The organism is Streptomyces sp. DF42 (genome assembly GCF_058267695.1).
Window position 1 is genome coordinate 367997 of sequence record NZ_CM177859.1, and the last position, 23095, is coordinate 391091.

The window sequence follows — 23095 nt, forward strand, 5'->3', positions numbered from 1 at the left end:
TCTCCAGCACGACGGAGGTGAGACCCATGAGTTCGACTCCGGCCATCGGCCGCATCCCGGTGCGGGACGTCCGCCCGGCGGTGGACTGCGGAAGGCATCCGGCCAAGGCAGTAGCGGGAGAGACGTTCGAGGTCAGCGCGACCGTGTTCCGGGAGGGACACGACGCGGTCGCCGCCAACGTCGTACTGACCGATCCGGAGGGCCAGCACGGCCCGTGGACGCCGATGCGGGAACTCTCCCCCGGCTCCGACCGCTGGGGCGCCGAGGTCACGCCCACCTCCATGGGCCAGTGGACGTATCGGGTGGAGGCCTGGAGCGACCCGGTGGCCACCTGGCGGCGGACCGCCCGCATCAAGGTCCCTGCGGGCATCGACACCGGCCTGGTCCTGGAGGAGGGCGGCGACCTCCATGAGCGGCTGGCCGCCGGGGTTCCCGAGGGCCCGTGGCGTGCGGCGGTACTGGCGGCCGCGGCGACGTTGCGCGACGACTCGTTGCCGGTCGCCACCCGGTTGGCGGCGGCGTTGACGCCGGAGGTGGACGCGGTGCTGGCCCGGCATCCGCTGCGCGAGTTCGTCACCGCCTCGCAGACCCTGCCGCTGCTGGTGGAGCGCGAGCGCGCCCTGTACGGCGCCTGGTACGAGTTCTTCCCCCGCTCCGAGGGCACCCCCCAGACGCCGCACGGCACCTTCCGCACCGCCGCCCGCCGCCTGCCCGCCATCGCCGCCATGGGCTTCGACGTGCTCTACCTGCCCCCGATCCACCCCATCGGCACCACCTTCCGCAAGGGCCGCAACAACACCCTCTCCGCCGGCCCCGACGACGTCGGCGTGCCCTGGGCCATCGGCTCCCCCGAGGGCGGCCACGACGCCGTCCACCCCCAGCTGGGCACCCTCGACGACTTCGCCTGGTTCGTGCGCCAGGCCGCCGGCCACGGCCTGGAGATCGCCCTCGACTTCGCCCTGCAGTGCTCCCCGGACCACCCCTGGGTGGCCAAGCACCCCGAGTGGTTCCACCACCGCCCCGACGGCACCATCGCCTACGCCGAGAACCCGCCCAAGAAATACCAGGACATCTACCCGATCGCCTTCGACGCCGACCTGGACGGCCTGATCACCGAAACCCTGCGGGTCCTGCGACTGTGGATGGACCTCGGCGTGCGGATCTTCCGGGTGGACAACCCGCACACCAAACCGGTCGTCTTCTGGCAGCGGGTGATCGCCCAGATCAACGCCACCGACCCGGACGTGATCTTCCTGGCCGAGGCGTTCACCCGCCCCGCCATGATGCGCACCCTGGCCCAGAGCGGCTTCCAGCAGTCCTACACCTACTACACCTGGCGCACCGGCAAACAGGAACTGACCGACTACCTGACCGAGCTGTCCGGCGAGACGGCCGCCTACATGCGGCCCAACTTCTTCGTCAACACCCCCGACATCCTGCACGAGTTCCTGCAGCACGGCGGCCGGCCCGCCTTCGAACTGCGCGCGGTACTGGCCGCCACCCTCTCCCCCACCTGGGGCATCTACTCCGGCTACGAACTGTGCGAGAACACCCCGCTGCGCGAGGGCAGCGAGGAATACCTCGACTCGGAGAAGTACCAGCTCAAACCCCGCGACTGGGAGACAGCCGAACGCGAGGGCCGCACCATCACCCCCCTCATCACCAAACTCAACACCCTCCGACGGCGGCATCCGGCTCTCCAACGACTGCGGAACCTCCGCTTCCACCCCACCGACAACGACATGGTCATCGCGTACAGCAAGACCACGGGCGGGGACACGGTTGTGGTGGTCGCCAACCTCGACCCGCACCACACCCAGGAGGCCACGGTCTCGTTGGACATGCCGCAACTCGGCCTGGAGTGGCACGCATTCATGTCTGCGCACGACGAACTGACGGGTGAGACCTATCACTGGGGCAGAACCAACTATGTGCGCCTGGATCCCGGGCGGGCCCCGGCACATGTGCTCCACGTCCAGCAGTCGTCCGCGTAGCCACTGATCGGAGAGTCACAGCGACATGTCTGTCAACCAGCCCGTCCAGGACACCTTCGAGGACACCCCCGCCAGGGACCGGGACCCGGAGTGGTTCAAGCGTGCGGTCTTCTACGAGGTCCTCGTCCGCTCCTTCCAGGACAGCAACGGCGACGGCGTCGGCGACCTCAAGGGCATCACCGCCAAACTGGACTACCTGCAGTGGCTGGGCGTCGACTGCCTGTGGCTGCCCCCGTTCTTCAAGTCGCCCCTCAGGGACGGCGGTTACGACGTCTCGGACTACACGGCCGTCCTGCCGGAGTTCGGCGACCTCGCCGACTTCGTGGAGTTCGTCGACGCCGCCCACCAGCGCGGCATGCGCGTCATCATCGACTTCGTCATGAACCACACCAGCGACCAGCACCCGTGGTTCCAGGAGTCGAGGAAGGACCCCGACGGGCCCTACGGCGACTACTACATGTGGGCCGACGACGACAAGCAGTACGCCGACGCGCGGATCATCTTCGTCGACACCGAGGCCTCCAACTGGACCTTCGACCCGGTCCGGGGCCAGTACTTCTTCCATCGGTTCTTCTCCCACCAGCCCGATCTCAACTACGAGAACCCGGCGGTGCAGGAGGAGATCCTGGCCGCCCTGCGCTTCTGGCTGGACCTGGGCATCGACGGCTTCCGCCTGGACGCCGTGCCCTATCTGTACGCGGCCGAGGGCACCAACTGCGAGAACCTGCCCGCCACCCACGCGTTCCTCAGGCGCGTCCGCCGTGACATCGACACCCACTATCCGGACACGGTGCTGCTGGCGGAGGCCAACCAGTGGCCGGAGGACGTCGTCGACTACTTCGGCGACTACCAGTCCGGCGGCGACGAATGCCACATGGCCTTCCACTTCCCGGTCATGCCGCGCATCTTCATGGCCGTACGGCGGGAATCCCGCTACCCCGTCTCGGAAATCCTCGCCAAGACCCCGGCCATCCCCGCGAGCTGCCAGTGGGGCATCTTCCTGCGCAACCACGACGAGCTGACCCTCGAAATGGTCACCGACGAGGAACGCGACTACATGTGGGCCGAATACGCGAAAGACCCGCGTATGCGCGCCAACATCGGGATCAGGCGGCGGCTCGCCCCGCTCCTGGACAATGACGAGAATCAGATCGAGCTGTTCACCGCCCTGCTGCTGTCCCTGCCCGGCTCGCCGATCCTCTACTACGGCGACGAGATCGGCATGGGCGACAACATCTGGCTCGGTGACCGCGACGCCGTACGCACCCCCATGCAGTGGACGCCCGACCGCAACGCGGGCTTCTCGTCCTGTGATCCGGGCCGGCTGTCCCTGCCGCCCATCATGGACCCCGTCTACGGCTACCAGGTCACCAACGTCGAGGCCTCGATGTCCGACCCGTCCTCGCTGCTGCACTGGACCCGCCGGATGATCGAGATCCGCAAGCAGAACCCGGCCTTCGGCCTCGGCTCCTTCACGGAACTCCCGTCCTCCAACCCGGCGGTCCTGGCCTTTCTGCGGGAGTACGGGGACGACCTGGTGCTGTGCGTCAACAACTTCTCCCGCTTCGCGCAGCCCACCGAGCTCGACCTGCGTGCCTACGACGGGCGCCACCCCGTGGAGCTCATCGGCGGGGTGCGCTTCCCGGCCATCGGCGAGCTGCCGTACCTGCTGACCCTGGCGGGCCACGGCTTCTACTGGTTCCGGCTCACCCAAGTCGCATCCCGCATCGGCCGACGACCCTGAGCGTGAGGCGAGGAAAGGACGCGTCACCATGCAGAAGACCGCATCGCTCCGTCCCAGACGCAGCGTCGCCACCGGTCCCATGGCCTCGCTCGCCGGGCTGCTGCGCGAGTGGCTGCCGCGGCAGCGCTGGTTCGCGGGCAAGGACCGGCCCGTCACGGACCTCGGTCTGCTGTCCGTGACCGAGCTGTTCCCGGGCTGTCTGCATCTGCTGGTGCACACCGGTCCCACCGGGGTTCCCGCGCCCAGCGGTGCCGCATCGGCCGGTGACTGCTACCAGCTGCTGCTCGGCGTGCGCAAACACCTGTCGCCGAGGCTCGGCCGGGCCCTGATCGGCAGGGCGGAGGCGGGACCGCTGGCCGGTCTCATGGTGTACGACGCGCTGCAGGATCCCCGTTCGGCGCAGTTGCTCCTGGAGCGGCTGCGGCACCCCGGCACAGCGGGTCCGCTGCGCTTCGAGGGCGACCCGACCGTGCAGGTGCCCGCCGGGCTTGTGCCGCGGGTGCTGGAGGCCGAGCAGTCCAACTCCTCGCTGGTGTACGGCGACGCGTTCATCCTCAAGGTCTTCCGGCGCGTCCAGCCCGGCGTCAACCCGGACCTGGAGGTGCCCGGAGCGCTCGCCGAGCAGGGCTGCGGGCGGGTGCCGGCGCCCGTGGCCTGGTTCCGTACGACACACCCGCAGGAGGCGACACTCGGCGTACTGCAGCCGTTCCTGCCCGACGCCTCCGACGGCTGGGCGCTGGCCCTGCAGGCGCTCGCCTCCGGCGACGACTTCACCGTGCAGGCCCACGAGCTGGGCCGGGCCACCGCCGACGTGCATCTCGCGCTGGCCACGGCCTTCCCCGCCGGGGCCCACGACGAGAGCGCGCGGACGGCGGCGGCGATGGCCGAGCGCCTGGACTCCGCGGCGCACTGCGTGCCGGCGCTGCGTCCCCACGTACCGGGGCTGCGCACTGCCTTCGGCGCGCTGGTCGCCTGCGATCCCGGGCCGCCGGCCCAGCGCATCCACGGCGACCTGCACCTGGGCCAGGTGCTGCGGGCCGGCCGGGACTGGTTCGTGATCGACTTCGAGGGCGAGCCGTCCCGACCGCTCGCCGAGCGCCGCAGCGCCCAGTCCCCGGTGCGCGACATCGCGGGCATGCTGCGCTCCTTCGACTACGCCGCCCGGCAGCGCCGGCCCTGGCGCCCGGAGTGGGCCCGCCGCTGCCGCGAGGCGTACTGCGCGGGCTACGCCGAGCGGGCCGGCTGGGACCCGCGCAAGAAGCACGGCCTGCTGCGTGCCTATGAGACCGACCGAGCCGTGTACGAGGTCCTGTACGAAGCCCGGCACCGACCGGGCTGGCTCCCCGTACCCATGGCGGCGATCGAACGTCTCGCCGTAAGAGGAGGCTGAAGACGTGGCACTGCGTGACACCCCGCTCCCCGAGCCGTCCGGCCCGCTCGTCGCCAGGAGCGCTGCCGCTCCCGCGCTGGACCCCGGCGACCGCGATCGCCTGCTCGCCGGCCGGCACCACGATCCGCACGCACTGCTGGGCGCTCACGCGGTCGCGGGCGGCATCGCCTTCCGCGCCCTGCGCCCGTACGCCCGCACGGTCAGTGTCGTCGTCGGCGGGGAGCGGCACCGGCTGGCCTCCGAGGGCGACGGCCTGTTCTCCGGCGTGCTGCCCCTCGACACGATCCCCGAGTACACGCTGGTGGTCGGGTACGCGGACGGTGAGCACGAGACGGCGGACCCGTACCGCTTCCTGCCGGCGCTCGGCGAACTCGACCTGCATCTCATCCGTGAGGGCCGGCACGAGCAGCTGTGGAAGGTGCTCGGCGCCGAGCCGATGACCCACGACGCGGTGGCGGGCACCCGGTTCACCGTGTGGGCGCCGAACGCCCAAGGGGTCCGGGTCGCCGGGGAGTTCACCTGCTGGGACGGGACGGCGCTGCCGATGCGGTCGCTGGGCGCGGCCGGGGTGTGGGAGCTGTTCGTGCCCGGTATCGGTGAGGGCGCCCGCTACAAGTTCGAGATCACCTCCCGGTACGGCGGCCGTTTCCTCAAGGCCGACCCGATGGCCCGCTGCACCGAGGTACCGCCCGCGACGGCGTCCGTGGTGACGGCCCCGCACTACGAGTGGGGCGACGCGGAGTGGATGGCTCACCGTGGGGACATCCCGGTGCACGAGGCGCCGTTCTCGGTGTACGAGGTTCATCTGCCGTCCTGGCGACCGGGGCTGACGTATCGTCAACTCGCCGATCAGCTACCGGCGTACGTGAAGGACCTCGGTTTCACCCATGTCGAGCTGATGCCGGTCGCCGAGCACCCCTTCGGGCCCTCCTGGGGCTACCAGGTCACCTCCTACTACGCGCCGACCGCACGGCTCGGCAGCCCCGACGACCTCCGGCACCTGATCGACGCCCTGCATCAGGCGGGCATCGGCGTGATCATGGACTGGGTGCCCGCCCACTTCCCCAAGGACGACTGGGCGTTGGCGCGGTTCGACGGGGATCCGCTGTACGAACCGGGGGACTCGCGCCGGGCCGAGCACCCGGACTGGGGGACCTACGAGTTCGACTTCGGGCGCGTCGAGGTGCGCAACTTCCTTGTGGCGAACGCCGTTTACTGGTGCGAGGAGTTCCACATCGACGGCCTGCGGGTGGATGCCGTGGCCTCCATGCTGTACCTGGACTACTCGCGCGACTCGGGCCAGTGGACGCCCAACGTGCACGGCGGGCGCGAGGACCTGGACGCGGTGGCGTTCCTGCAGGAGATGAACGCGACCGTGTACCGGCGGGCACCCGGTGTGGTGACCATCGCCGAGGAGTCGACGGCATGGGACGGGGTGACCCGCCCGACCGAGAGCGGTGGTCTGGGCTTCGGGCTGAAGTGGAACATGGGCTGGATGCACGACTCGCTCGGCTACATGGAGCACGAGCCGGTGCACCGCAAGTACCACCACAACGAGATGACGTTCTCGATGGTCTACGCCTACAGCGAGAACTACGTCCTGCCCATCTCGCACGACGAAGTGGTGCACGGCAAGCAGTCGTTGGTGTCGAAGATGCCGGGCGACTGGTGGCAGCAGCGCGCCAACCACCGCGCGTACCTGGGCTTCATGTGGGCCCATCCCGGCAAGCAACTCCTGTTCATGGGGCAGGAGTTCGCGCAGGGGTCGGAGTGGTCACAGGCGCACGGCCCGGACTGGTGGCTGGTCTCTTCCGGCTACGGCGCCGAGCCGGATCACCGTGGCGTCAGGGACCTGGTCCGCGACCTCAACTCCGTCTACCGGGGCACCCCGGCGCTGTGGCAGCAGGACACCCGGCCGTCCGGTTTCCAGTGGGTGATGGGGGACGCCGCCGAGGACAACGTCTTCGCGTTCCTGAGGTTCGCCGCCGACGGCACGCCGCTGCTCGCGGTCTCCAACCTCTCCCCCGTCGTCCGCCACGGCTACCGCCTCTGGGCGCCCGACTCCGTCCCCGTCTGGCGAGAGGCCCTCAACACCGACGCCGCACGCTACGGCGGCAGCGACGTCACCAACCCGGACGATCTCAAGGTGGAGGAGGGCAGGATCACCCTCACGCTGCCGCCGCTCGCCACCGTGTGGCTGACCCCGTTGGTGTGACGATCGGCGGGGTACCCGGTGACGTCGTAGCCATGGCGATGTCACAGAGAGGCGGCCTGAAGGTGCGGACCGTCGGAGTGGAGGAGGAACTCCTCCTCGTGGACCCGGAGACCGGTGAACCGAAGGCGCTGTCCGCCGCGGTGCTGGCCCGGGCGGAGCAGGACGACACCGACGAGGGGGTGTTCGAGAAGGAGCTCTACGGGCAGATGCTGGAGTTCGCCACGCATCCCCAAGCCGAGATGGCGGACCTGAGCGCGGAGATCGTCCGCTGCCGCAAGGAGGCCGCACGGCACGCCGGGGAGATCGGGTGCACGGTGGCCGCCCTCGCCAGCTCGCCGCTGCCGGTGAACCCGACCGTCGGGAAGGGCAGCCGCTACCAGTGGATGGTGGAGCAGTACGGTCTCGCCGCCCAGGAGCAGCTGGTGTGCGGCTGCCACGTCCATGTGGCCGTCGACTCCGACGAGGAGGGCGTCGCGGTCCTCGACCGCATCCGGCCCTGGCTTTCGGTGATCGCGGCGCTCAGTGTCAACTCCCCTTTCTGGCAGGGCAAGGACAGTCGCTACGACAGTTATCGCAGCCGCGTGTGGCAGCGTTGGCCCTCGGCCGGGCCGACCGAGCTCTTCGGGTCGGCCGAGCGCTATCACCGCCGCGTGGCGGACATGGTCGCGAGCGGGGTGATCCTCGACGAGGGGATGATCTACTTCGACGCGCGCCTGTCCCGGACGTATCCCACGGTGGAGGTCCGGGTCGCGGACGTGTGCCTGCACGCCGACACGGCCGTCCTCGTCGCGCTGCTGATCCGGGGCCTGGTGGAGACGGCCGCGCGCGAGTGGAGGGCGGGTCACGAGCCGGTGGACCACAGCGTCAGCCTGCTCCGGATGGCCGCCTGGCAGGCCGCGCGCTCCGGTCTCGCCGAGGAGCTGCTGCACCCCGCGACCATGCGCCGGCTGCCCGCCGAGACCGTGGTGCGGGCGCTGCTGGAACACGTCGGCGACGCGCTCGCCGACAGCGGTGACCTGGAGCGCGCCGAGGCGAGCTGTGCCCGGCTGCTGAACGGCGGCACGGGCGCGCGGATTCAGCGCGACCTGCTCACCCGGACCGACAGTCTGCGGGACGTCGTCACGACGTGTGTGCGACATACACAGGAGTAGTCATCACGGAACCGCAACTTCCCAGGTTCCGGTCACCATCCGCACTGAGCTGGGCTAGATTCGAGCACCGTCGACAACGGAACTCGTCGGCATGGTCACCCTCCGTACAGCTCAGGAGCAGCGCATGCGCGACTTCGCCCTCGCTCCCCCTGCCGTCTCGGCCCTGACCGGCGGGCTGGCCGACAGCATCTTCGACACGGCAGCCCTGAACCCCACTCTTCCTTTGCTCGCGCGCCGCCCCACCCCCTCCTCCGCCGCCTGGGAGGAGGTGACCGCCGTGGAAGTGCGCGACGAGGTTGTGGATCTGGCGAAGGGACTGATCGCGTCCGGCATTTCACCGGGCAACCGCGTGGCGATCATGGCACGTACCCGTTACGAGTGGACGGTGCTCTCCTATGCCCTGTTGGCGGTGGGCGCCGAGATCGTCCCGATCTATCCGACGTCCTCGCGCGACCAGGTGGAGTGGATCCTGAGGGATGCCGGCTGCGTGGCCGTGCTGGTGGAGGACGAGCAGGCGGTGATGACGGTCGGCTCCGTGTGCGGGGCGTTGCCGCTGCTGCGCCATGTCTGGCAGTTGGACGCGGGGGCGCTGGACGATCTGGTGGGGCGGGGCAGGTTCATCCCGATCGCGACGGTCGACTCGCTGCGCCGTATCGTGCTGCCGGACTCCACCGCCGCCATCATCTACACCTCCGGCACGACGGGTCATCCCCTGGGCTGCGCGCTGAGCCACCGCAATCTGGCGAGCCCCGCCGACACGCTGCTCGCGGGCTGGGGCCACACGGTGGTGCCGCCCGGCGAGCAACAGGCGTCGGTCCTCGTCTTCCTGCCGTTCTCTCACGTGTACGGCCTCATGGTGCAGAGCCTGTGCATCCGCGGCGGGATGGTGATGGGCCACGAACCGGACCTGAGCGAGGAAGCCCTGTCGGCCGCGCTGCGTTCCTTCCGCCCCACGTATATCTGCGCCGTCCCCTCCCTCTTCGAGCGGATCTACAAGAACTTCCTGCGCGCCGCCCAGGAGGCGGGCCGCAGCGCGCTGTTCGAGCGGGCCGCGGACACGGCGCGGGATTTCGCCGCGGCCCTGGAACGGCACCGGCTGGGTGGCGGTTCGGGTCCTGGTTTCGATCTCCGGCTGCAGCACGCCCTTTTCGAGCGCACGGTGTACCGCAAGCTGCGCGCCGCGCTCGGCGGCCGGGTGTGCCGGGCGTCGTCCGGCGGCTCGACCCTCAGTCGCGAACTGTCCCTCTTCTTCGAGGGGATCGGCATCTACGTCAACGACGGGTACGGACTCACGGAGGTCGGCGGCGGTGTCACCGCACAGCCGCTGGGCCGGGAGATGTCGGGGACGGTGGGGCAGGCCCTGCCGGGCACGGACATCAGGGTGGCCGACGACGGCGAGATCCTGGTGCGCGGGCCGTCGGTGTTCCAGGGCTACGTCAACAACGACGAGGCGACGCGGGCGGCGCTGCGCGGCGGCTGGCTGGCCACCGGGGACCTGGGGCGGCTGGACCCCGAGGGCTATCTGACGATCACCGGCCGCAAGAAGGACATCATCGTCACCAGCGGCGGCAAGAGCGTCGCCCCGGCCTCCCTGGAACAGCGGCTGAGAATGCATCCGCTGATCCATCAGGCGGTCGTCGTGGGCGACAACCGGCCCTGTGTGGGCGCCCTGATCACCCTTGACCCGCAGTTCCTGGCGTACTGGCGCGGTTCGCTGGCGCTGCAGAGCGACGCGCCGAGCCGCGAGGCCCGCGAGGAGAACGCGCTGCGGGAGGAGATCGGACGAGCCGTGGCCGCCGCCAACAGCGCGGTGTCGCGCACGGAGTCGATCCGGGTCTTCCGTGTCCTCGCGGAGCAGTTCGACATGTCCAACGGGCTGCTCACGCCGTCCATGAAGCTGCGCCGGGACGCGATCGTGCGGCACTACGCGTTCGAGATCGACGCGATGTACCAGGCACGCACACGCGCTCCGCGGCAGACCGTGCCGGACGAACTGGCGGGCTGGGACGAGACGGACAACGTGTTCCGGTGAGTGCGAGTGACCGTCTGTGTCCGGCCCGGCCGTACCACTTGCCGCTTCTGGCATGCGTAGCATCCGCCGGCTTGGGAACGTGGACAGTCCATGGTTGTGAGAGCAAGGACGACAGAGCTGTAGACACGGGGGCTGGACAGGTGAGATGCCGACCGAGCCGCATTGGGACATGACCTTCGCTCCAGGGGGGATCCCTGAGCGTGTCACTCGCTTCCCCGGCGAACTCCGAAACGTGACGGACGCCCGCCTGGACGCGGAGCAGTTTCTCGACGATCTCGCGGAGGTGACACCTCCGGCGACACCGGAGCACTGGGACGACATTCTCCTGGTCGTCACGGAACTCGCCGCCAACGCGATCCAGTACGCGCCGGGCCCCTTCTGGCTGACGATGCGCAGGACCGTCGACGGCGTCCATGTGGTCATGGCCGACACGAGCACCGTCCCGCCGGCACCGCGCCCCTTCCGCCCCGACGGAGGCGGCGGCGGGGTCGGCTGGCATCTCCTGCACGCCCTGTGCAGCCGGATCAACGTCACCACCCACGACAAGGGGAAGGGCATACACGTCTTCCTGCCCTGGTGAGATCCCGGCACCTCAGGCCGGCTGCTCGGCGCCCTGCCTGCGCCGGTCCGCGGGACGCAGCGGTACCAGCAGGCCGATCGTCTTTCCGCCGCCACGCCGCTTCTCGATGGTGATCTCGCGTGCCAGACGGATGATCAGCGGCCAGCCGTAGCCGTGGCCGTGGTGCGCCACTGGCAGGGCGCCGGATCCGTACGCCATGTCCGGCACCACGTCGCTGTTGTCCTGGACGGAGATCCGGACTCCGTCGGAGGTCGGGGTGACGTCGAACCCCGCCAGTCCGTGGCCGTGCCGGATCGCGTTGGTGACGAGTTCGGACACGACGAGAAGCAGATCGATCACGTCTTCCTCGCATGCCGTGCCGATGGCCGACTCCCACTGCTCCCGGACGACCGACCGCGCATGTGCGCGTGCCGCCGCCGCGGTCGTCACGTGGACCGTGGCCCGAGTCCTGCCGGGCCGGCTCAACGCTCCTTCACCACCAGCAGACCTCCATGCCACGGCCGACCGGTCCCGCCGCACACGGCGCCGCCGGCTACCTGTCCCACAGCAGCTGTTACCCGGTTCGAACGTTCGCATTCGGTACGACGTGTCACAGGGACGCGGCATGCGGCTCGGTGCATGCCGCGCGCGATCACGGGTAATCGCGCATGGCTGCCGAAGTTGTCGTCAGTGGCCGTCAGTAGTCGTCATTGTTGGAGGTAGACGTGTCCGTTGCCCAGAACCCGTTGTCCGTGGAGGTCAGCCTGCCCGCCCAGGACGTGGCCCTGATCACGGTCGAGGGCTACTTGGACGTCGACACCGCGACCGAGTTGGAGCACCATCTGGCCAACCAGCTGCATCACGGCCGACGGCACTTTCTGCTGGACCTCTCGAACGTGCCGTTCATGGACTCCTCGGGCATGAGCATCATCCTGCGCGTCTACCAGGAGGCCCGCGATCTTCCCGGGAGCGTCCACATCATCTCCCCCACGCCCGCCGTTCAACGGATTCTCGACCTCACGGGCGTCAGCATCACCGTGCCGGTGTCGGAAAGCGCCGAGGAGGCACTCGCCCGCATCATCCAGGCCCAGGGGTGACAAGGGGGCACCCGCTCGGTTCGGGAAGCTCGATCGATTTCTTTCCGTTCCCCGGTGCGTTTCGATACTCGGACGGGCATGGTTGTGCTCGACGCGTTCGTCTGCCTGCCGCGCCCAGCTGGCGGAACGGCTGAGGCACGGGTGGGATCGATGTGGTGCGCACAGAGATCCAGGGCAGTCGAAGGGCGTCGGTTGCAGACCGCCTGGAGCCGCAGAGAGGGATGAACACCGTGACACGACCCAGGATCCTGGTGGTTGGGGCAGGCTTCGCCGGTGTGGGATGCGTACGCCGGCTGGAGCGGAAACTCGCGCCCGACGAAGCGGACGTCACCCTGGTGACGCCGTTCTCCTACCAGCTCTACCTGCCCCTGCTGCCCCAGGTGGCCTCTGGAGTGCTGACGCCCCAGTCGGTCGCCGTCTCGCTGCGGCGCAGCAAGAAGTACCGCACCCGGATCATTCCGGGCGGAGCCATCGGCGTCGACCTGAAGGCCAAGGTCTGCGTCATCCGCACCATCACCGACCAGATCGTCAACGAGCCGTACGACTACATCGTGCTGGCCCCCGGCAGCATCACCCGTACCTTCGACATCCCGGGGCTCACCGAGCACGCGTACGGCATGAAGACCCTTGCCGAGGCCGCCTACATCCGCGACCACGTCATCTCCCAGCTCGACCTGGCCGACGCGAGCGACGACCCGGCCGAGCGCGCCTCGCGCCTGCAGTTCGTCGTGGTCGGCGGCGGGTACGCCGGCACCGAGACCGCCGCCTGTCTGCAGAAGCTGACGCACAGCGCGGTGAAGCGCTATCCCCGCATCGCCCCCGGATCGATCAAGTGGCATCTCATCGACATCGCCCCGAAGCTGATGCCGGAGCTGGGCGACAAACTCGGCCGCAGCGCGCAGGAGATCCTCGGACGGCGAGGCATCGACGTGTCGTTGGGCGTCTCCATCGCGAAGGCGGGACCCGAGGAGGTCACCTTCACCGACGGCCGTGTGGTGCCCACCCGCACCCTGATCTGGACCGCGGGTGTCGTCGCCAGCCCGCTCATCGCGACGCTCGGCGCGGAGACGGTGCGGGGCCGGCTCGCGGTGAACGCCGAGATGAACCTGCCGGGCCAGGACGGTGTGTTCGCGCTCGGCGACGCCGCGGCCGTGCCCGACAAGGCCAAGGACGACGAGAGCGCCGTCTGCCCGCCCACCGCCCAGCACGCGATGCGGCAGGGCAAGCACGTCGCCGACAACGTGGTCGCGACCCTGCGCAACCGGCCGCTGGCCCCGTACGTCCACAAGGACCTCGGCCTCGTCGTCGACCTCGGCGGCAAGGACGCCGTCTCCAAGCCTCTCGGCATCGAACTGCGCGGCGTGCCCGCGCAGGCCGTCGCCCGCGGCTACCACTGGTCCGCCCTGCGCACGAACGTCGCCAAGACGCGCGTACTGACGAACTGGATCCTCAACGCGCTCGCCGGCGACGACTTCGTCCGCACCGGCTTCCAGGCCCGCAAGGCCGCCAGGCTGAAGGACTTCGAGTTCACCGACGCCTATATGACGCCGGAACAGGTGCGGGCCCACGTCGAGGGGACGGACCGCAAGGACGCATGAAGCCGGTGCGGGCCGTCCGGTCGCGCCGTGACATGCTGAGATCCGGATCATGACGTGAAGCGGGAGTGAGTACGGCGGCGTGAGGGCAGCGGGTGGGTCGGGCCGGGGACGGCTGCGCGATCTCGTCGCGGCCAACGATCCCGGGTTGCTGCGGTTGGCCGCGGGCCTGCGGACGGTGGGCGCCATCGCCCTCACGCTGGCCGTGCTCTCCCTGCTGGGTGCCGATGTGCGCCTGCTCGTGGCGGGTGCCATCGCGGCCATGGTCTCCACCTTCGCCATCCGGGAGAAGCAGCGCGCCGCGCAGGCCGTCACGCTGGCGCTGGGCCTAGCGGTCGCGCTCGCCTCGGTGTCCCTGGCCGCGGTCCTGCACTCCCGGGTCGTGGGCGGTGACCTGTTCTTCGTCGTCCTCATCTTCTGCGCCGTATACATCCGGCGGTTCGGCGACCGGGGCACCGCGCTCGGGCTGATCGGCTTCCAGGTCTACTTCATGTCCCTGTTCGTCGGCGCGAGCCCGCCGGTGCTGCCGAAGCTGTGGGGCGTGGTCGCCGTCGCCGTCGCGTCCAGCGCCGTGGTGCGCTTCGCGCTCGTACCCGAGACGCCGACGGGGATCCTGGAACGGCTGCGCGACGCCTTCCGCGCCCGGCTGGCGCAGCTCGTGACCGCGCAGCTCGGCCTGCTCGACGCCGGGCCGGACGACATCGACAAGGCGCTGCAGGACGTGCGCGACGGCACCGCGCGTCTGCACGACACGGCCATGATGATCCAGGGCAGGCTGGAGGAGGGGACCTCCGACGAGGCGGCGGCGCGACTCGTGCAGCGCCGGGTCGCGGACGCCGAGATCGCCGCCGAACGTCTGGGCCTGCTGTTGCTCACCGCCCGCAGCGCCGAGCGGGCGGACACGCTGACCCTGCATCTGCCGGGTGCGCCCGTCCCGCCGGGCGGGCACCTGCCGGTGCCCGACGAGGCGACCGCCACGTTGCACCGCGACCTGGAGGCGCTGCGCCTGCTGGTGCTGCGGCCCGTGTCCGTGGGCACCGGGACCGGCCTGGCCCATCTGCGCAACCGGCTCCTGGGCTACCGCGACGAGGAGAACCTCCCGAAGGCCTCGCCCGCCGTGCAGGACGTGTTCCGCGGCATCGGCGAGGCCGCCCGCGCGGTGCTCGGGCTGCGGATCGCACTCGGCGGGCCGCAGGACGACTCGGACGACACTCCGTCGACGGCCCGTTCACGCGAGGAGCTGGACGCCGAGGACGCGGCGATCGACGCGGGAGAGGAGACCGCGCAGGAGTCGGCGACGGGACTGGACAGGCCCACCACGCGCGCCGCCGTGCAGGTCGCGGTGGGGTCGTCGCTCGCCATCGTGGGCGGTGAGTTCCTCTCCGGCCAGCGCTGGTACTGGGCGGTGCTGACCTGCTGGATCGTGTTCATCAACACCGCCTCGACCGGCGAGATCCTCGTCAAGGGCTACCGGCGGCTGCTGGGCACCGTTCTGGGCGTCGTGGCCGGTCTGCTGCTCGCGGGGCTCGTCGGACACCACACCTGGACGGCGTTCGGGCTGGTGCTCCTGTGCGTGTTCGCGATGTTCTACACGGCGCCGCTGTCGTACACGCTGATGTCCTTCTTCGTGACCGCCGCGCTGGGTGTGCTGTACACGCTGCTGCACACCTACAGCCTGTCGGTGCTGGTGCTGCGGGTGGAGGAGACGGCGCTCGGCGCGGCCTGCGGGATCATCGCGGCGGCGTTCGTCCTGCCGGTGCACACGGACCGCCGTACCAACGACCTGCTCGTCACCGTCCTGGACCGGCTCGTGGACGTCACCGAGGCCGCGGTCGACCAGCTCAGCGGCAGTGATCCGGCTGAGCTGCTCGACAAGGCGCGCGATCTGGACCAGGCGCTGGCCGACCTGCGCGCCGCCACCCAGCCGCTCACCCACCCGGTCACGCCGATGCGGGCGCGGCGCAACACAGCCCGCTATGTCGTGGCGCTCCTGGAGACCTGCGCGTACCACGCGCGCTCGCTGGCCGCGATGGCCGAGCTGCTGCCCACGCATCCCTCGATCGCGGCCGACCCCCGTCTGCGGCGGGCCGGGCAGCGCATTCTGCGCAATGTCGGGGCGATCGCCGCCCGGGTCGCGGACGAGCGGGCCGCCGTCGAGGTCGAGACCGGGGCGAGCATCGCGGCACTCCTGGAGTCCGAGCTGCCCGGCACCTCGCGATACGGGCGCATCACCGACCGGGTGCTCAGGCATCTGCAGCGCCTCGACGAGGCGGTGGTGGGCCTGGCCCGGCCGCTGGAGGTGCCGGTGGCGCCGCCGAAGCGGTGACCGTCCTTCAGAAGTCGGTGGGCAGGCCGCTCACCTCGGCGATGCCGCGCAGTTCCTCGTTCTGCCGGTGCCGGTCCCGGATGTAGTCGGCGATCTCGCCCAGCCGTGCCGGGTCGGAGGCGGTGTCCGCGTCGGTGATCACCCTGATCGGGCCCGTTCCTTCGAGGTCGATCTCGACCACCTCGTTGTCCAGTCTGCCGGTGACCGCGGCGGCGATGACCAGGGCGGCCTCGTCGCGCACCTCCTGCGACAGGCCGTCCCCGTGGTCCCCGTCCAGCGCGAAGTCCATACCGGGAAGGCGTTCCTCCTCGATCGCCTCCAGGATCGGTTCGACCACGCCGAGGAGCCGGCTGTAGTCCTCCGTGTCCATCCGGGTACGCAGAAGACCGAGGTAGACGTCGACGGGTCGGTGCTCCGGTGGAAACTCGGATTCGTTCATGCCGCCCGTGTTCCCCGTGGGCCGCGCGTCAGACCCTGCGCCAGCGAGCCAGGGCAAAAGAGAACAGACCGAACAGGACGAAACCGGCCGCGACGCAGACGAGCAGCGACGGGCCGAGCGGGGTGTGGGCGAACGAGCGCAGGGTGTCGTCGAGTCCCTTGGCCCGGTCCGGCCGGTAGTCGACCGCGGCGCGCACCGCGAAGGCGCCGGCGGCGGCGAACACCAGGCCGCGCGCCGCGCCGCCGCCCACTCCGGTGACATCCACGAGCCGTCGGGACCACCGGGACATCCGGCCGAGCCTGAGCTCGTCGCGGTAGTCGCGCCGCAGGGCCCGTGCGGCGACCCACACGCCGCCCACGACCACGCCGGCCCCGGCCGCACCCACCAGCCACTGCCCGGCAGGCAGGTCCAGGACCCTGGCCGTGACATCGCGGGACTGCTTGTCGCTCGACCCACCGCCACCGTCGTGGGGGCCGGCCGCGAACCTCAGCACGGAATAGGCGACGAACACGTAGAAGACACAGCGGACCGCCGCGAGCAGCCGCTTTCGCGGTGTACGGCCGTCCGGTCCGACCGAGCCGAACAGTGCCTCCGACAGCCGCCACACCGCCATGCCGGCCAGGCCGAGGCCGAGCGCCCACAGCAGGACGGCGCCGAACGGCTGCGCGGCGAGGGTGGCCAGGGCACCGCCGCGGTCCGCCTGCCGGTCGCCGTCGCCGAAGGCGATCTGCAGGGCCAGGGCGCCGACCAGCAGGTAGATGGCGCCGCGTGCGGCGAGCCCTGCCCGGGCGGCGCCCCCGGCCACCGAACCTCGCGCTGCCCGCTCGGCCTCCAGCCGGCCCGTCCGCGCCATGGCACTCGTGTTCATGAGGACCTCCCCGAATCCGAATGCCCCGACGTCGGACGGGCACACCGTCGTGTGTTCATGCCCTGCGCATCCGCGTGCCCCGCATGCGACGGCCCAGGGCGTGCAGATACTCCAGGGCGTCCAGGACCACGGTGCGGTCGTGCCATGCGAGCCATCGGCCGCCGTCGCCGCCCACCACGTCCAGGACCTTCAGCTGGGCCCTGGTCAGCCCTTGGAGGGTGTGTTCGGAGTGGGCGGAGACCATCCCCACGCACAGACCCGCCGTGGTCGTGAGCGGCACGCTGTGACAGGCCCTGCTGCCGGCCGCGAGGATCGCCGCCCTCGACGGCTCGTCGAAGACCGGGTCGCTCTCCACGTCCCGCACGGTGACCTGGGTGCCGTCGCGGGCGGCCTTCGCGCAGGCGGTGCCGGTCGGCCCGACGTAGGCGAAGAAGTCGACGAAGTCCGCGGTCAGACCCGTGTGCTTCTCGATGACCAGACCGCGCCCGGCCCGGTCGGCCACCTGGACGTTTCCCATGTCGGTGCCGACGACCGCCAGCGTCTGGCTCAGTACGGCGCCCAGGACGGCACCGCGGTTGCCGGGTTCCGGCGGGCGGTCGGCCTCGAAGCGCAGCCCGGGCTCCGGGAGGCGGACGCGCCGCGGGAACCACAGCTGTTCCCCCGGGTCCGGGCGCGGGACGGTCGCCACGGCTCCGGACAGGATCCGCAGCTTGACGTTGAGCCGCTGCGAGGCCTGCTGCAGGAGCGCGAACGCGCTGTCCGCGTCGGGCAGCCCGTAGCGCTCCTGGAGAATGCCCTGCGCATGGGATATCTGCGGGTAGGCGCGGGCCTTGGCCCTGAGGTCCCGCACCTGTGCCCGCAGCCTCTCCAGCTCTTCGCGCTCCGATCCTTCGCGCTCCGGCTCGTCGTCCGCCGCCCCGGGCGCGGGCCCTGTCATCCGACTCCGATCTCAGTTGTCGCGGGCGGTACCTGGGGTGTCGTCGTGGTCGTGGTCTCGAGCAGCCGGTGTGCCGCCTCCAGGGCCCTTCTCACATCCCGCGTGCCGGTCGACACGCAGAGGGTGTACGCCAGGTCCTGCGCCAGCGGGCTCATCCGGCCACCGCTCTGCCCCGCCTCCTCGGCCTGCACGCTCTCGTACTCCTCCACGAGCCTTCTCAGGACGGCAGGATGGGGGATCAGCATCGTTCTTTCACTCCTCGTCCGCTCGGACCGGCTCATGCGACGGACGTCCGGCCGTCGGCACCCTTGCCGCCGCCCAGCGCCTCGGCACGCACACGGGCGCAGCTGCGGCTGATGAGGCGGGAGACGTGCATCTGCGAGATACCGAGCTGGTCCGCGATCCGGCTCTGCGTCATGTCCTCGAAGTAACGCATGTAGAGGATGGCGCGCTCGCGTTCGGGCAGCCGGCGCAGTCCTTCCTTGGCGGACTCCCGGTCGATCACGACGTCGTACGAGGTGTCGGAGGCACCGAGTGTGTCGGCGAGGCTGTAGCCGTCCTCGTCACCCGAGAGTTCGGCGTCCAGGGAGAGGGTGCTGAAGCTTTCGAGGGCTTCGATTCCGGCGCTCACCTCGTCCTCGGTGAGTCCGGTGTGCGCGGCGAGGTCGGCCACGGTGGGTTCCGGGGTGCCGGGAGTCTGGGTGAGCTCACGGCGGGCCACCCGGACCTTGTTGCGCAGTTCCTGCACCCGGCGGGGCACCCTCAGGGCCCACATCCGGTCCCGGAAGTGCCGCTTGACCTCACCGGTGATGGTGGGCACCGCGTAGCTTTCGAAGGCGCCACGCTCCGGGTCGAAGCGGTCGATCGCCTTGACGAGGCCGAGGGCCGCGACCTGGCGCAGGTCCTCCACGGACTCGCCGCGGTCGCGGAACCGGCCGGCGATCCGATGGGCCATGGGCAGCCACGCGGTGACGAGTTCGTCGCGGAGCAGGTCCCTCTCGGGGCCGTTCTCCAGCGTGGCGAGACGGGCGAAGTAGTCGGCCGTGTCGGGTGCGTCGTCGTGCCGCCGCCCGCTGGGGGCGGTCGGCCGGGTCTGGGTGCCGGGACGGCTTGTCGACGTGTCGATGAGCATGCGGATTCGCTCCTGAACGAGGGTTTCAGGGACATACCGCGGGAGGATCGCCGTCCGGACCGACTGAAGGGGCCCGGGGGTAGCGATACCGCTCCCGCTGGGGCGCCTCCGGTCCGAAGCACGAACGTCCGTATGCCCTGCCCACGCGGGAACAAACCGCACCTGCGAAAAAGCGTTCAGTCCAGGGCGACCACGGCGGTGATGCACTTGCCGCCGGCGGGCAGCTCGGACACCCGTACGTCGCGGGCCAGGCGGCAGACGATGGGCCAGCCGTGGCCGCCGGGGTGCTGTCGTCGCAGGGGGTCGGCGGGCTGCCTCGACACGGGCAGCCGGTCGCTGCGGTCGCACACCGAGACGCGTACACCCGTGCCGAGGACGTCGACGCTGAAGTCGGTGACGCCGCCGCCGTGCAGGATCGCGTTGGTCGTCAGCTCCGTGGCGACGAGCAGGGCGTCACCCAGGGCCTCCGGATCGCAGGAGGTGTGCGTGAGCCGGCAGCGTTCGGTGACAGCGCGCTCGACCGCCCTTCGCGCCTCGGCGGGTTTGCACCACCGCGAGGGCCGTGTCTGCCGCGCGCCCGGTCGTTCGAGGGCGGATTCGGTGCGGTGCTCCTCGCACATCGCCTGGCTCCCCTGATCGGTGAAGAGCCCGGCCTCCGTGTGCGGGGGAAAGCGGGCCCCGGCCACACCTGCGGCCGCCGTGTCCGGGCCGATGCCTGACGGGCACGGCAGCTTCCCCCGCCCGTTGGCAGCGATTCCGACTCCCGCTGCGCGAGCACCACAGGTCTCTTCTCATCGGCTCACCGGGACGGGCCTTGCCAAACCTCCCGGCCGGATGCGGGATCCAGGCCATTGGAGTGAGAAACGTGGGTAGGCGGATGCCATGACCGATGTCGTGGACTCAGACGAGCTGCTGCGCCGTATCCGGCGTGCGCGGGACTGCGCGCAGCGGGAGGAGCGGGCGTGGCGGACGCGGGGCGAAGGCCTGCGGGCGACCGATCCGGAGGCGGCGCACGAGGCCGCCGTACGGACTCTGACCTACGAGGCGGTCCTGTGCGTACTGGACGAGATCCTGACACCGGGCAAGCGCGGCGATGGGACCTGACCCGCCGGGTGGGGAGCCGCCGGGTGGGCACCGAAACCGACCGCCCGGGGCGGCCGGCGAAGGGGCTCAGGAGTGAAACCGGTCACTTGGCCCGTTCTGGGGGCGCCAAAACCCCGCTAGATGGTTTACGGTTCATTCATACGTGGTGACGGAGTCGACCGTACCGTCCTCCGACGCCACCGCTTACGGCCCTGGCTGGTCTCCCCCGTCCAGCCAGGGCTTTTTCATGTCTTCGGGGTGCTGTGCGAGAACTGCCGTCCGCCGAGGTGCCCGGGGCGTCCGCAGCGGCTGAAATGGGCGTAGGGAAAGCACCGGAACCGATCCTCGGCGAGGAGCCCCGCGTCATGACCAAAGCGATAAAACTGCTGACCGCTCTTCCCCCGCCGCAGCGCCAGAGCCTGATGGCGCTCGCGCGGGAGGTCTCCTTCCCGGAGGACACCCGGATCTTCGAGGCGGGCGGCAGGGCCGACCGCTTCTGGGTCATCCGCTCGGGCGCCGTCTCCCTCGACCAGCGGGTCAACTCGCTGCAGCGGGTGACCGTCGCGAGCCTCGGCGCGGGCGATCTGCTCGGCTGGTCCTGGCTGTTCCCGCCGCACGAGTGGGACTTCGGCGCGGAGGCCTTCAGCCCTGTGCGCGCCTACGAGTTCGAGGCGGCCGCGGTGCTGCGGCTGTGCGAGGAGGACACGCAACTCGGGCTCGCGCTCGTACGCAACGTCGCCGAGATCCTCGCGCACCGGCTGGAGACGACCCGAGGCAAGCTCATGGAGCAGCACTCGATCAGCCGGCGCAGCGCCCTCTAGGCCACCTCTAGGTCTGTTGCGAAAGTGGCGTCGTCGCCCGAAGGGCGGCAGCGCGCCCGCCGCGGCAGCGGCTGGTGTCACCGTCGGTGCGTGCTCTGGGGCTCCCCCCGTCCGGAAGCTGGGGGGACCCCCGTCCGGAAGCCCTCGTACCGGGCGTACTCGGGCTGTCGGGCGGCGCGGCGAGTTGGGGGCACCCCCCACCCATCAAGGCAGTGGGGGAGCGTGCCGGGCGTCGCACGGCAGACGCCACGTTCGCAACAGGCCCTACTAGCCCCTGTCGGGGCACTGGGCCGCCTCGGGGCGGGAGTTCGGGCAGTGGGGTCAGATGCGGTAGCGGCGCAGTGCCGGGACCGCGGCGGCCAGGGACAGCATCACGGCGACGACGAGGAGGCCGCCGCCGGCGACCGCCGTGCGCGGGCCGAGAGCCGAGCCCGCGGTGCCGTGCAGGACATCGGCCAGGCGCGGTCCGCCCGCGACGACGACCGTGAAGACGCCCTGCATACGGCCGCGCATCTCGTCGGTGGCGGCGGACAGCAGGATCGCCCCGCGGAAGACCATCGAGACCATGTCGGCGACCCCGGCCAGGGCGAGGAACACCGCGGCGAGCCACAGGTTGCCGCTGAGTCCGAAGCCGGTGATCGCGGCGCCCCAGGCGACGACCGCGCCGATCACCATCCAGCCGTGCCGGCGGGCCCGGGAGAAGGTGCCGGAGAACAGTCCGCCCAGCACGGCGCCGATGGGGATCGCCGCGAAGAGAAGGCCCAGCGCGAGCCCTTCGCCGTAGGAACCGAAGGTCTGCGCGGCGAGTTGCGGGAAGAGGGCGCGGGGCATGCCGAAGACCATCGCGATGATGTCGGCGAGGAAGGACAGCAGCAGCACCTTGTGCATGGAGATGTAGCGGAACCCCTCAGCGATCTCCCGCACGCCGGCGCGACGCGTCGTGGATCCCGCCAGGGGCGGCAGCGTGGGCAGCCTGTACACCGCCCACACCGTCACGCAGAGTGCGACGGCGTCGATCAGGTACAGCTCGGGCAGGCCGATGACGGGTATGAGGGCGCCGGCGAGCAGCGGTCCGGCGACCTGTCCGGTCTGCATGACGGTGGAGCCGAGGGCGTTGGCGGCGGGCAGCTGCCCTTCCGGTACCAGACGGGCGATGGAGGCGTTGCGCGCGGGGGCGTTCAGGCCCCAGAACGCCTGCTGCACGGCGAGCAGGACCATGAGCGCGACCACGGACTCCAGCCCGGCGAAGGCCTGGAGCCAGAAGAGCAGCGAGGTGACGGCGATGCCGCTGTTGGTGATCAGCAGCAGCTTGCGGCGGTCCATGCTGTCGGCGACCGCGCCGCCCCACAGCGCGAACACGATCAGCGGGAGCAGGCCGGCGAGGCTCGCGGCACCGACCCACGCCGAGGATCCGGTGATGTCGTAGATCTGCTTGGGTACGGCGACCGCGGTGAGCTGGCTGCCGACGGCGGTGACGATCGTGGAGGACCAGAGGCGGCGGTAGGCCGGGATGCGCAGGGGGCGGGTGTCCATGGCCCAGCGGCGCCAGCCGCGCCGGGGTGGGTCGGCCGCGACCGGGTCCGGTGTCTGCGGTTCGGTGCTGCTCTCGCTGGTGTCCACGGGCTTCCTGGTTGCTCGATACATCTTTCGGATCCGGGGTTCACTATCCCAGCACCGTCCGAGAGTTCGGGACGCGCATGCCCGGGTCGTGG

Annotated in this window: 20 protein-coding genes; 12 read left to right on the forward strand and 8 right to left on the reverse strand. The window is 70.6% G+C overall.

Annotation, left to right across the window (positions count from 1 at the left end; translation table 11 throughout):
- Positions 1-26: 26 nt before the first annotated feature.
- The 7 genes from ACYUED_RS01795 (at position 27) to ACYUED_RS01825 (ending at position 11106) form a co-directional block, all read left to right on the forward strand.
- Positions 27-1994 (forward strand): alpha-1,4-glucan--maltose-1-phosphate maltosyltransferase, encoded by a 1968-nt coding sequence (locus tag ACYUED_RS01795; protein ID WP_491290553.1) that lies wholly within the window; start codon positions 27-29, stop codon positions 1992-1994.
- A 25-nt stretch (positions 1995-2019) separates the two neighbouring features.
- Positions 2020-3738, forward strand: a complete 1719-nt coding sequence (treS, locus tag ACYUED_RS01800) for a maltose alpha-D-glucosyltransferase (protein WP_491290554.1) — start codon at positions 2020-2022, stop codon at positions 3736-3738.
- Between the two features lie 28 nt (positions 3739-3766).
- Positions 3767-5128 carry a maltokinase N-terminal cap-like domain-containing protein gene (locus ACYUED_RS01805; RefSeq protein WP_491290555.1) on the forward strand — a complete coding sequence of 454 codons (1362 nt, stop codon included), beginning with the start codon at positions 3767-3769 and terminating at the stop codon, positions 5126-5128.
- A 4-nt stretch (positions 5129-5132) separates the two neighbouring features.
- The gene (glgB, locus tag ACYUED_RS01810) at positions 5133-7343 is read left to right on the forward strand and encodes a 1,4-alpha-glucan branching protein GlgB (protein WP_491290556.1); all 2211 of its coding nucleotides are present in this window, start codon (positions 5133-5135) and stop codon (positions 7341-7343) included.
- 62 nt (positions 7344-7405) lie between these two features.
- Positions 7406-8494, forward strand: a complete 1089-nt coding sequence (locus ACYUED_RS01815; protein WP_491294798.1) for a glutamate--cysteine ligase 2 — start codon at positions 7406-7408, stop codon at positions 8492-8494.
- Between the two features lie 124 nt (positions 8495-8618).
- On the forward strand, positions 8619-10526 hold the full coding sequence (locus ACYUED_RS01820) for an AMP-dependent synthetase/ligase (RefSeq protein WP_491290557.1): 1908 nt from the start codon (positions 8619-8621) through the stop codon (positions 10524-10526).
- Positions 10527-10671: 145 nt separating this feature from the next.
- A complete protein-coding gene (locus tag ACYUED_RS01825; protein ID WP_491290558.1) occupies positions 10672-11106 on the forward strand; it encodes an ATP-binding protein in 435 nt (144 codons plus the stop codon).
- A gap of 12 nt (positions 11107-11118) precedes the next feature.
- Here ACYUED_RS01825 and ACYUED_RS01830 read toward each other — a convergent pair whose 3' ends face one another.
- Positions 11119-11571, reverse strand: coding sequence for an ATP-binding protein (locus tag ACYUED_RS01830; RefSeq protein ID WP_491290559.1), 453 nt, complete (start codon positions 11569-11571; stop codon positions 11119-11121).
- 239 nt (positions 11572-11810) lie between these two features.
- Here ACYUED_RS01830 and ACYUED_RS01835 point away from each other — a divergent pair, with 239 nt between their 5' ends.
- From ACYUED_RS01835 to ACYUED_RS01845, 3 genes are all read left to right on the forward strand, one after another.
- Entirely contained in the window at positions 11811-12182 is a 372-nt protein-coding gene (locus tag ACYUED_RS01835) for an STAS domain-containing protein (protein ID WP_491290560.1), read from the forward strand.
- A 221-nt stretch (positions 12183-12403) separates the two neighbouring features.
- Positions 12404-13780: an NAD(P)/FAD-dependent oxidoreductase gene (locus ACYUED_RS01840; protein WP_491290561.1), complete on the forward strand. Its 1377-nt coding sequence runs from the start codon at positions 12404-12406 to the stop codon at positions 13778-13780.
- 79 nt (positions 13781-13859) lie between these two features.
- Entirely contained in the window at positions 13860-16103 is a 2244-nt protein-coding gene (locus ACYUED_RS01845) for an FUSC family protein (protein ID WP_491290562.1), read from the forward strand.
- 7 nt (positions 16104-16110) lie between these two features.
- On the opposite strand, the gene ACYUED_RS01850 is transcribed toward ACYUED_RS01845, so the two are convergent.
- The 6 genes from ACYUED_RS01850 to ACYUED_RS01875 all read right to left on the reverse strand — a co-directional run bounded on the left by ACYUED_RS01850 (position 16111) and on the right by ACYUED_RS01875 (position 20099).
- Entirely contained in the window at positions 16111-16542 is a 432-nt protein-coding gene (locus ACYUED_RS01850) for a hypothetical protein (RefSeq protein WP_491290563.1), read from the reverse strand.
- A gap of 28 nt (positions 16543-16570) precedes the next feature.
- Positions 16571-17410 carry a DUF1206 domain-containing protein gene (locus ACYUED_RS01855; RefSeq protein WP_491290564.1) on the reverse strand — a complete coding sequence of 280 codons (840 nt, stop codon included), beginning with the start codon at positions 17408-17410 and terminating at the stop codon, positions 16571-16573.
- Positions 17411-17465: 55 nt separating this feature from the next.
- Entirely contained in the window at positions 17466-18347 is an 882-nt protein-coding gene (locus tag ACYUED_RS01860; RefSeq protein WP_491290565.1) for an ANTAR domain-containing protein, read from the reverse strand.
- Positions 18344-18592, reverse strand: coding sequence for a DUF5133 domain-containing protein (locus ACYUED_RS01865; protein ID WP_491290566.1), 249 nt, complete (start codon positions 18590-18592; stop codon positions 18344-18346). The genes ACYUED_RS01860 and ACYUED_RS01865 overlap by 4 nt, the downstream gene beginning before the upstream one ends.
- 32 nt (positions 18593-18624) lie before the next feature.
- A complete protein-coding gene (locus tag ACYUED_RS01870) occupies positions 18625-19479 on the reverse strand; it encodes a SigB/SigF/SigG family RNA polymerase sigma factor (protein ID WP_491290567.1) in 855 nt (284 codons plus the stop codon).
- 176 nt (positions 19480-19655) lie between these two features.
- Positions 19656-20099, reverse strand: a complete 444-nt coding sequence (locus ACYUED_RS01875; protein WP_491290568.1) for an ATP-binding protein — start codon at positions 20097-20099, stop codon at positions 19656-19658.
- Positions 20100-20361: 262 nt separating this feature from the next.
- Here ACYUED_RS01875 and ACYUED_RS01880 point away from each other — a divergent pair, with 262 nt between their 5' ends.
- Entirely contained in the window at positions 20362-20583 is a 222-nt protein-coding gene (locus ACYUED_RS01880) for a hypothetical protein (RefSeq protein WP_491290569.1), read from the forward strand.
- A gap of 344 nt (positions 20584-20927) precedes the next feature.
- Positions 20928-21383: a cyclic nucleotide-binding domain-containing protein gene (locus ACYUED_RS01885; protein ID WP_491290570.1), complete on the forward strand. Its 456-nt coding sequence runs from the start codon at positions 20928-20930 to the stop codon at positions 21381-21383.
- A gap of 321 nt (positions 21384-21704) precedes the next feature.
- Here the strand turns inward: ACYUED_RS01885 and ACYUED_RS01890 are convergent, their stop codons facing one another.
- Complete coding sequence (locus tag ACYUED_RS01890) at positions 21705-23003, reverse strand: MFS transporter (RefSeq protein ID WP_491290571.1); 1299 nt, start codon at positions 23001-23003, stop codon at positions 21705-21707.
- Between the last annotated feature and the right edge of the window lie 92 nt (positions 23004-23095).

What these genes read in the sequence shown, in the direction of transcription:
- ACYUED_RS01795 (WP_491290553.1), top strand. Translation starts at nt 27, where the DNA reads ATGAGTTCGACTCCGGCCATCGGCCGCATCCCGGTGCGGGACGTCCGC.
- treS (WP_491290554.1), top strand. Translation starts at nt 2,020, where the DNA reads ATGTCTGTCAACCAGCCCGTCCAGGACACCTTCGAGGACACCCCCGCC.
- ACYUED_RS01805 (WP_491290555.1), top strand. Translation starts at nt 3,767, where the DNA reads ATGCAGAAGACCGCATCGCTCCGTCCCAGACGCAGCGTCGCCACCGGT.
- ACYUED_RS01820 (WP_491290557.1), top strand. Translation starts at nt 8,619, where the DNA reads ATGCGCGACTTCGCCCTCGCTCCCCCTGCCGTCTCGGCCCTGACCGGC.
- ACYUED_RS01825 (WP_491290558.1), top strand. Translation starts at nt 10,672, where the DNA reads ATGCCGACCGAGCCGCATTGGGACATGACCTTCGCTCCAGGGGGGATC.
- ACYUED_RS01840 (WP_491290561.1), top strand. Translation starts at nt 12,404, where the DNA reads ATGAACACCGTGACACGACCCAGGATCCTGGTGGTTGGGGCAGGCTTC.
- ACYUED_RS01850 (WP_491290563.1), bottom strand. Translation starts at nt 16,542, where the DNA reads ATGAACGAATCCGAGTTTCCACCGGAGCACCGACCCGTCGACGTCTAC.
- ACYUED_RS01855 (WP_491290564.1), bottom strand. Translation starts at nt 17,410, where the DNA reads ATGAACACGAGTGCCATGGCGCGGACGGGCCGGCTGGAGGCCGAGCGG.
- ACYUED_RS01860 (WP_491290565.1), bottom strand. Translation starts at nt 18,347, where the DNA reads ATGACAGGGCCCGCGCCCGGGGCGGCGGACGACGAGCCGGAGCGCGAA.
- ACYUED_RS01865 (WP_491290566.1), bottom strand. Translation starts at nt 18,592, where the DNA reads ATGCTGATCCCCCATCCTGCCGTCCTGAGAAGGCTCGTGGAGGAGTAC.
- ACYUED_RS01870 (WP_491290567.1), bottom strand. Translation starts at nt 19,479, where the DNA reads ATGCTCATCGACACGTCGACAAGCCGTCCCGGCACCCAGACCCGGCCG.
- ACYUED_RS01875 (WP_491290568.1), bottom strand. Translation starts at nt 20,099, where the DNA reads ATGTGCGAGGAGCACCGCACCGAATCCGCCCTCGAACGACCGGGCGCG.
- ACYUED_RS01880 (WP_491290569.1), top strand. Translation starts at nt 20,362, where the DNA reads ATGACCGATGTCGTGGACTCAGACGAGCTGCTGCGCCGTATCCGGCGT.
- ACYUED_RS01885 (WP_491290570.1), top strand. Translation starts at nt 20,928, where the DNA reads ATGACCAAAGCGATAAAACTGCTGACCGCTCTTCCCCCGCCGCAGCGC.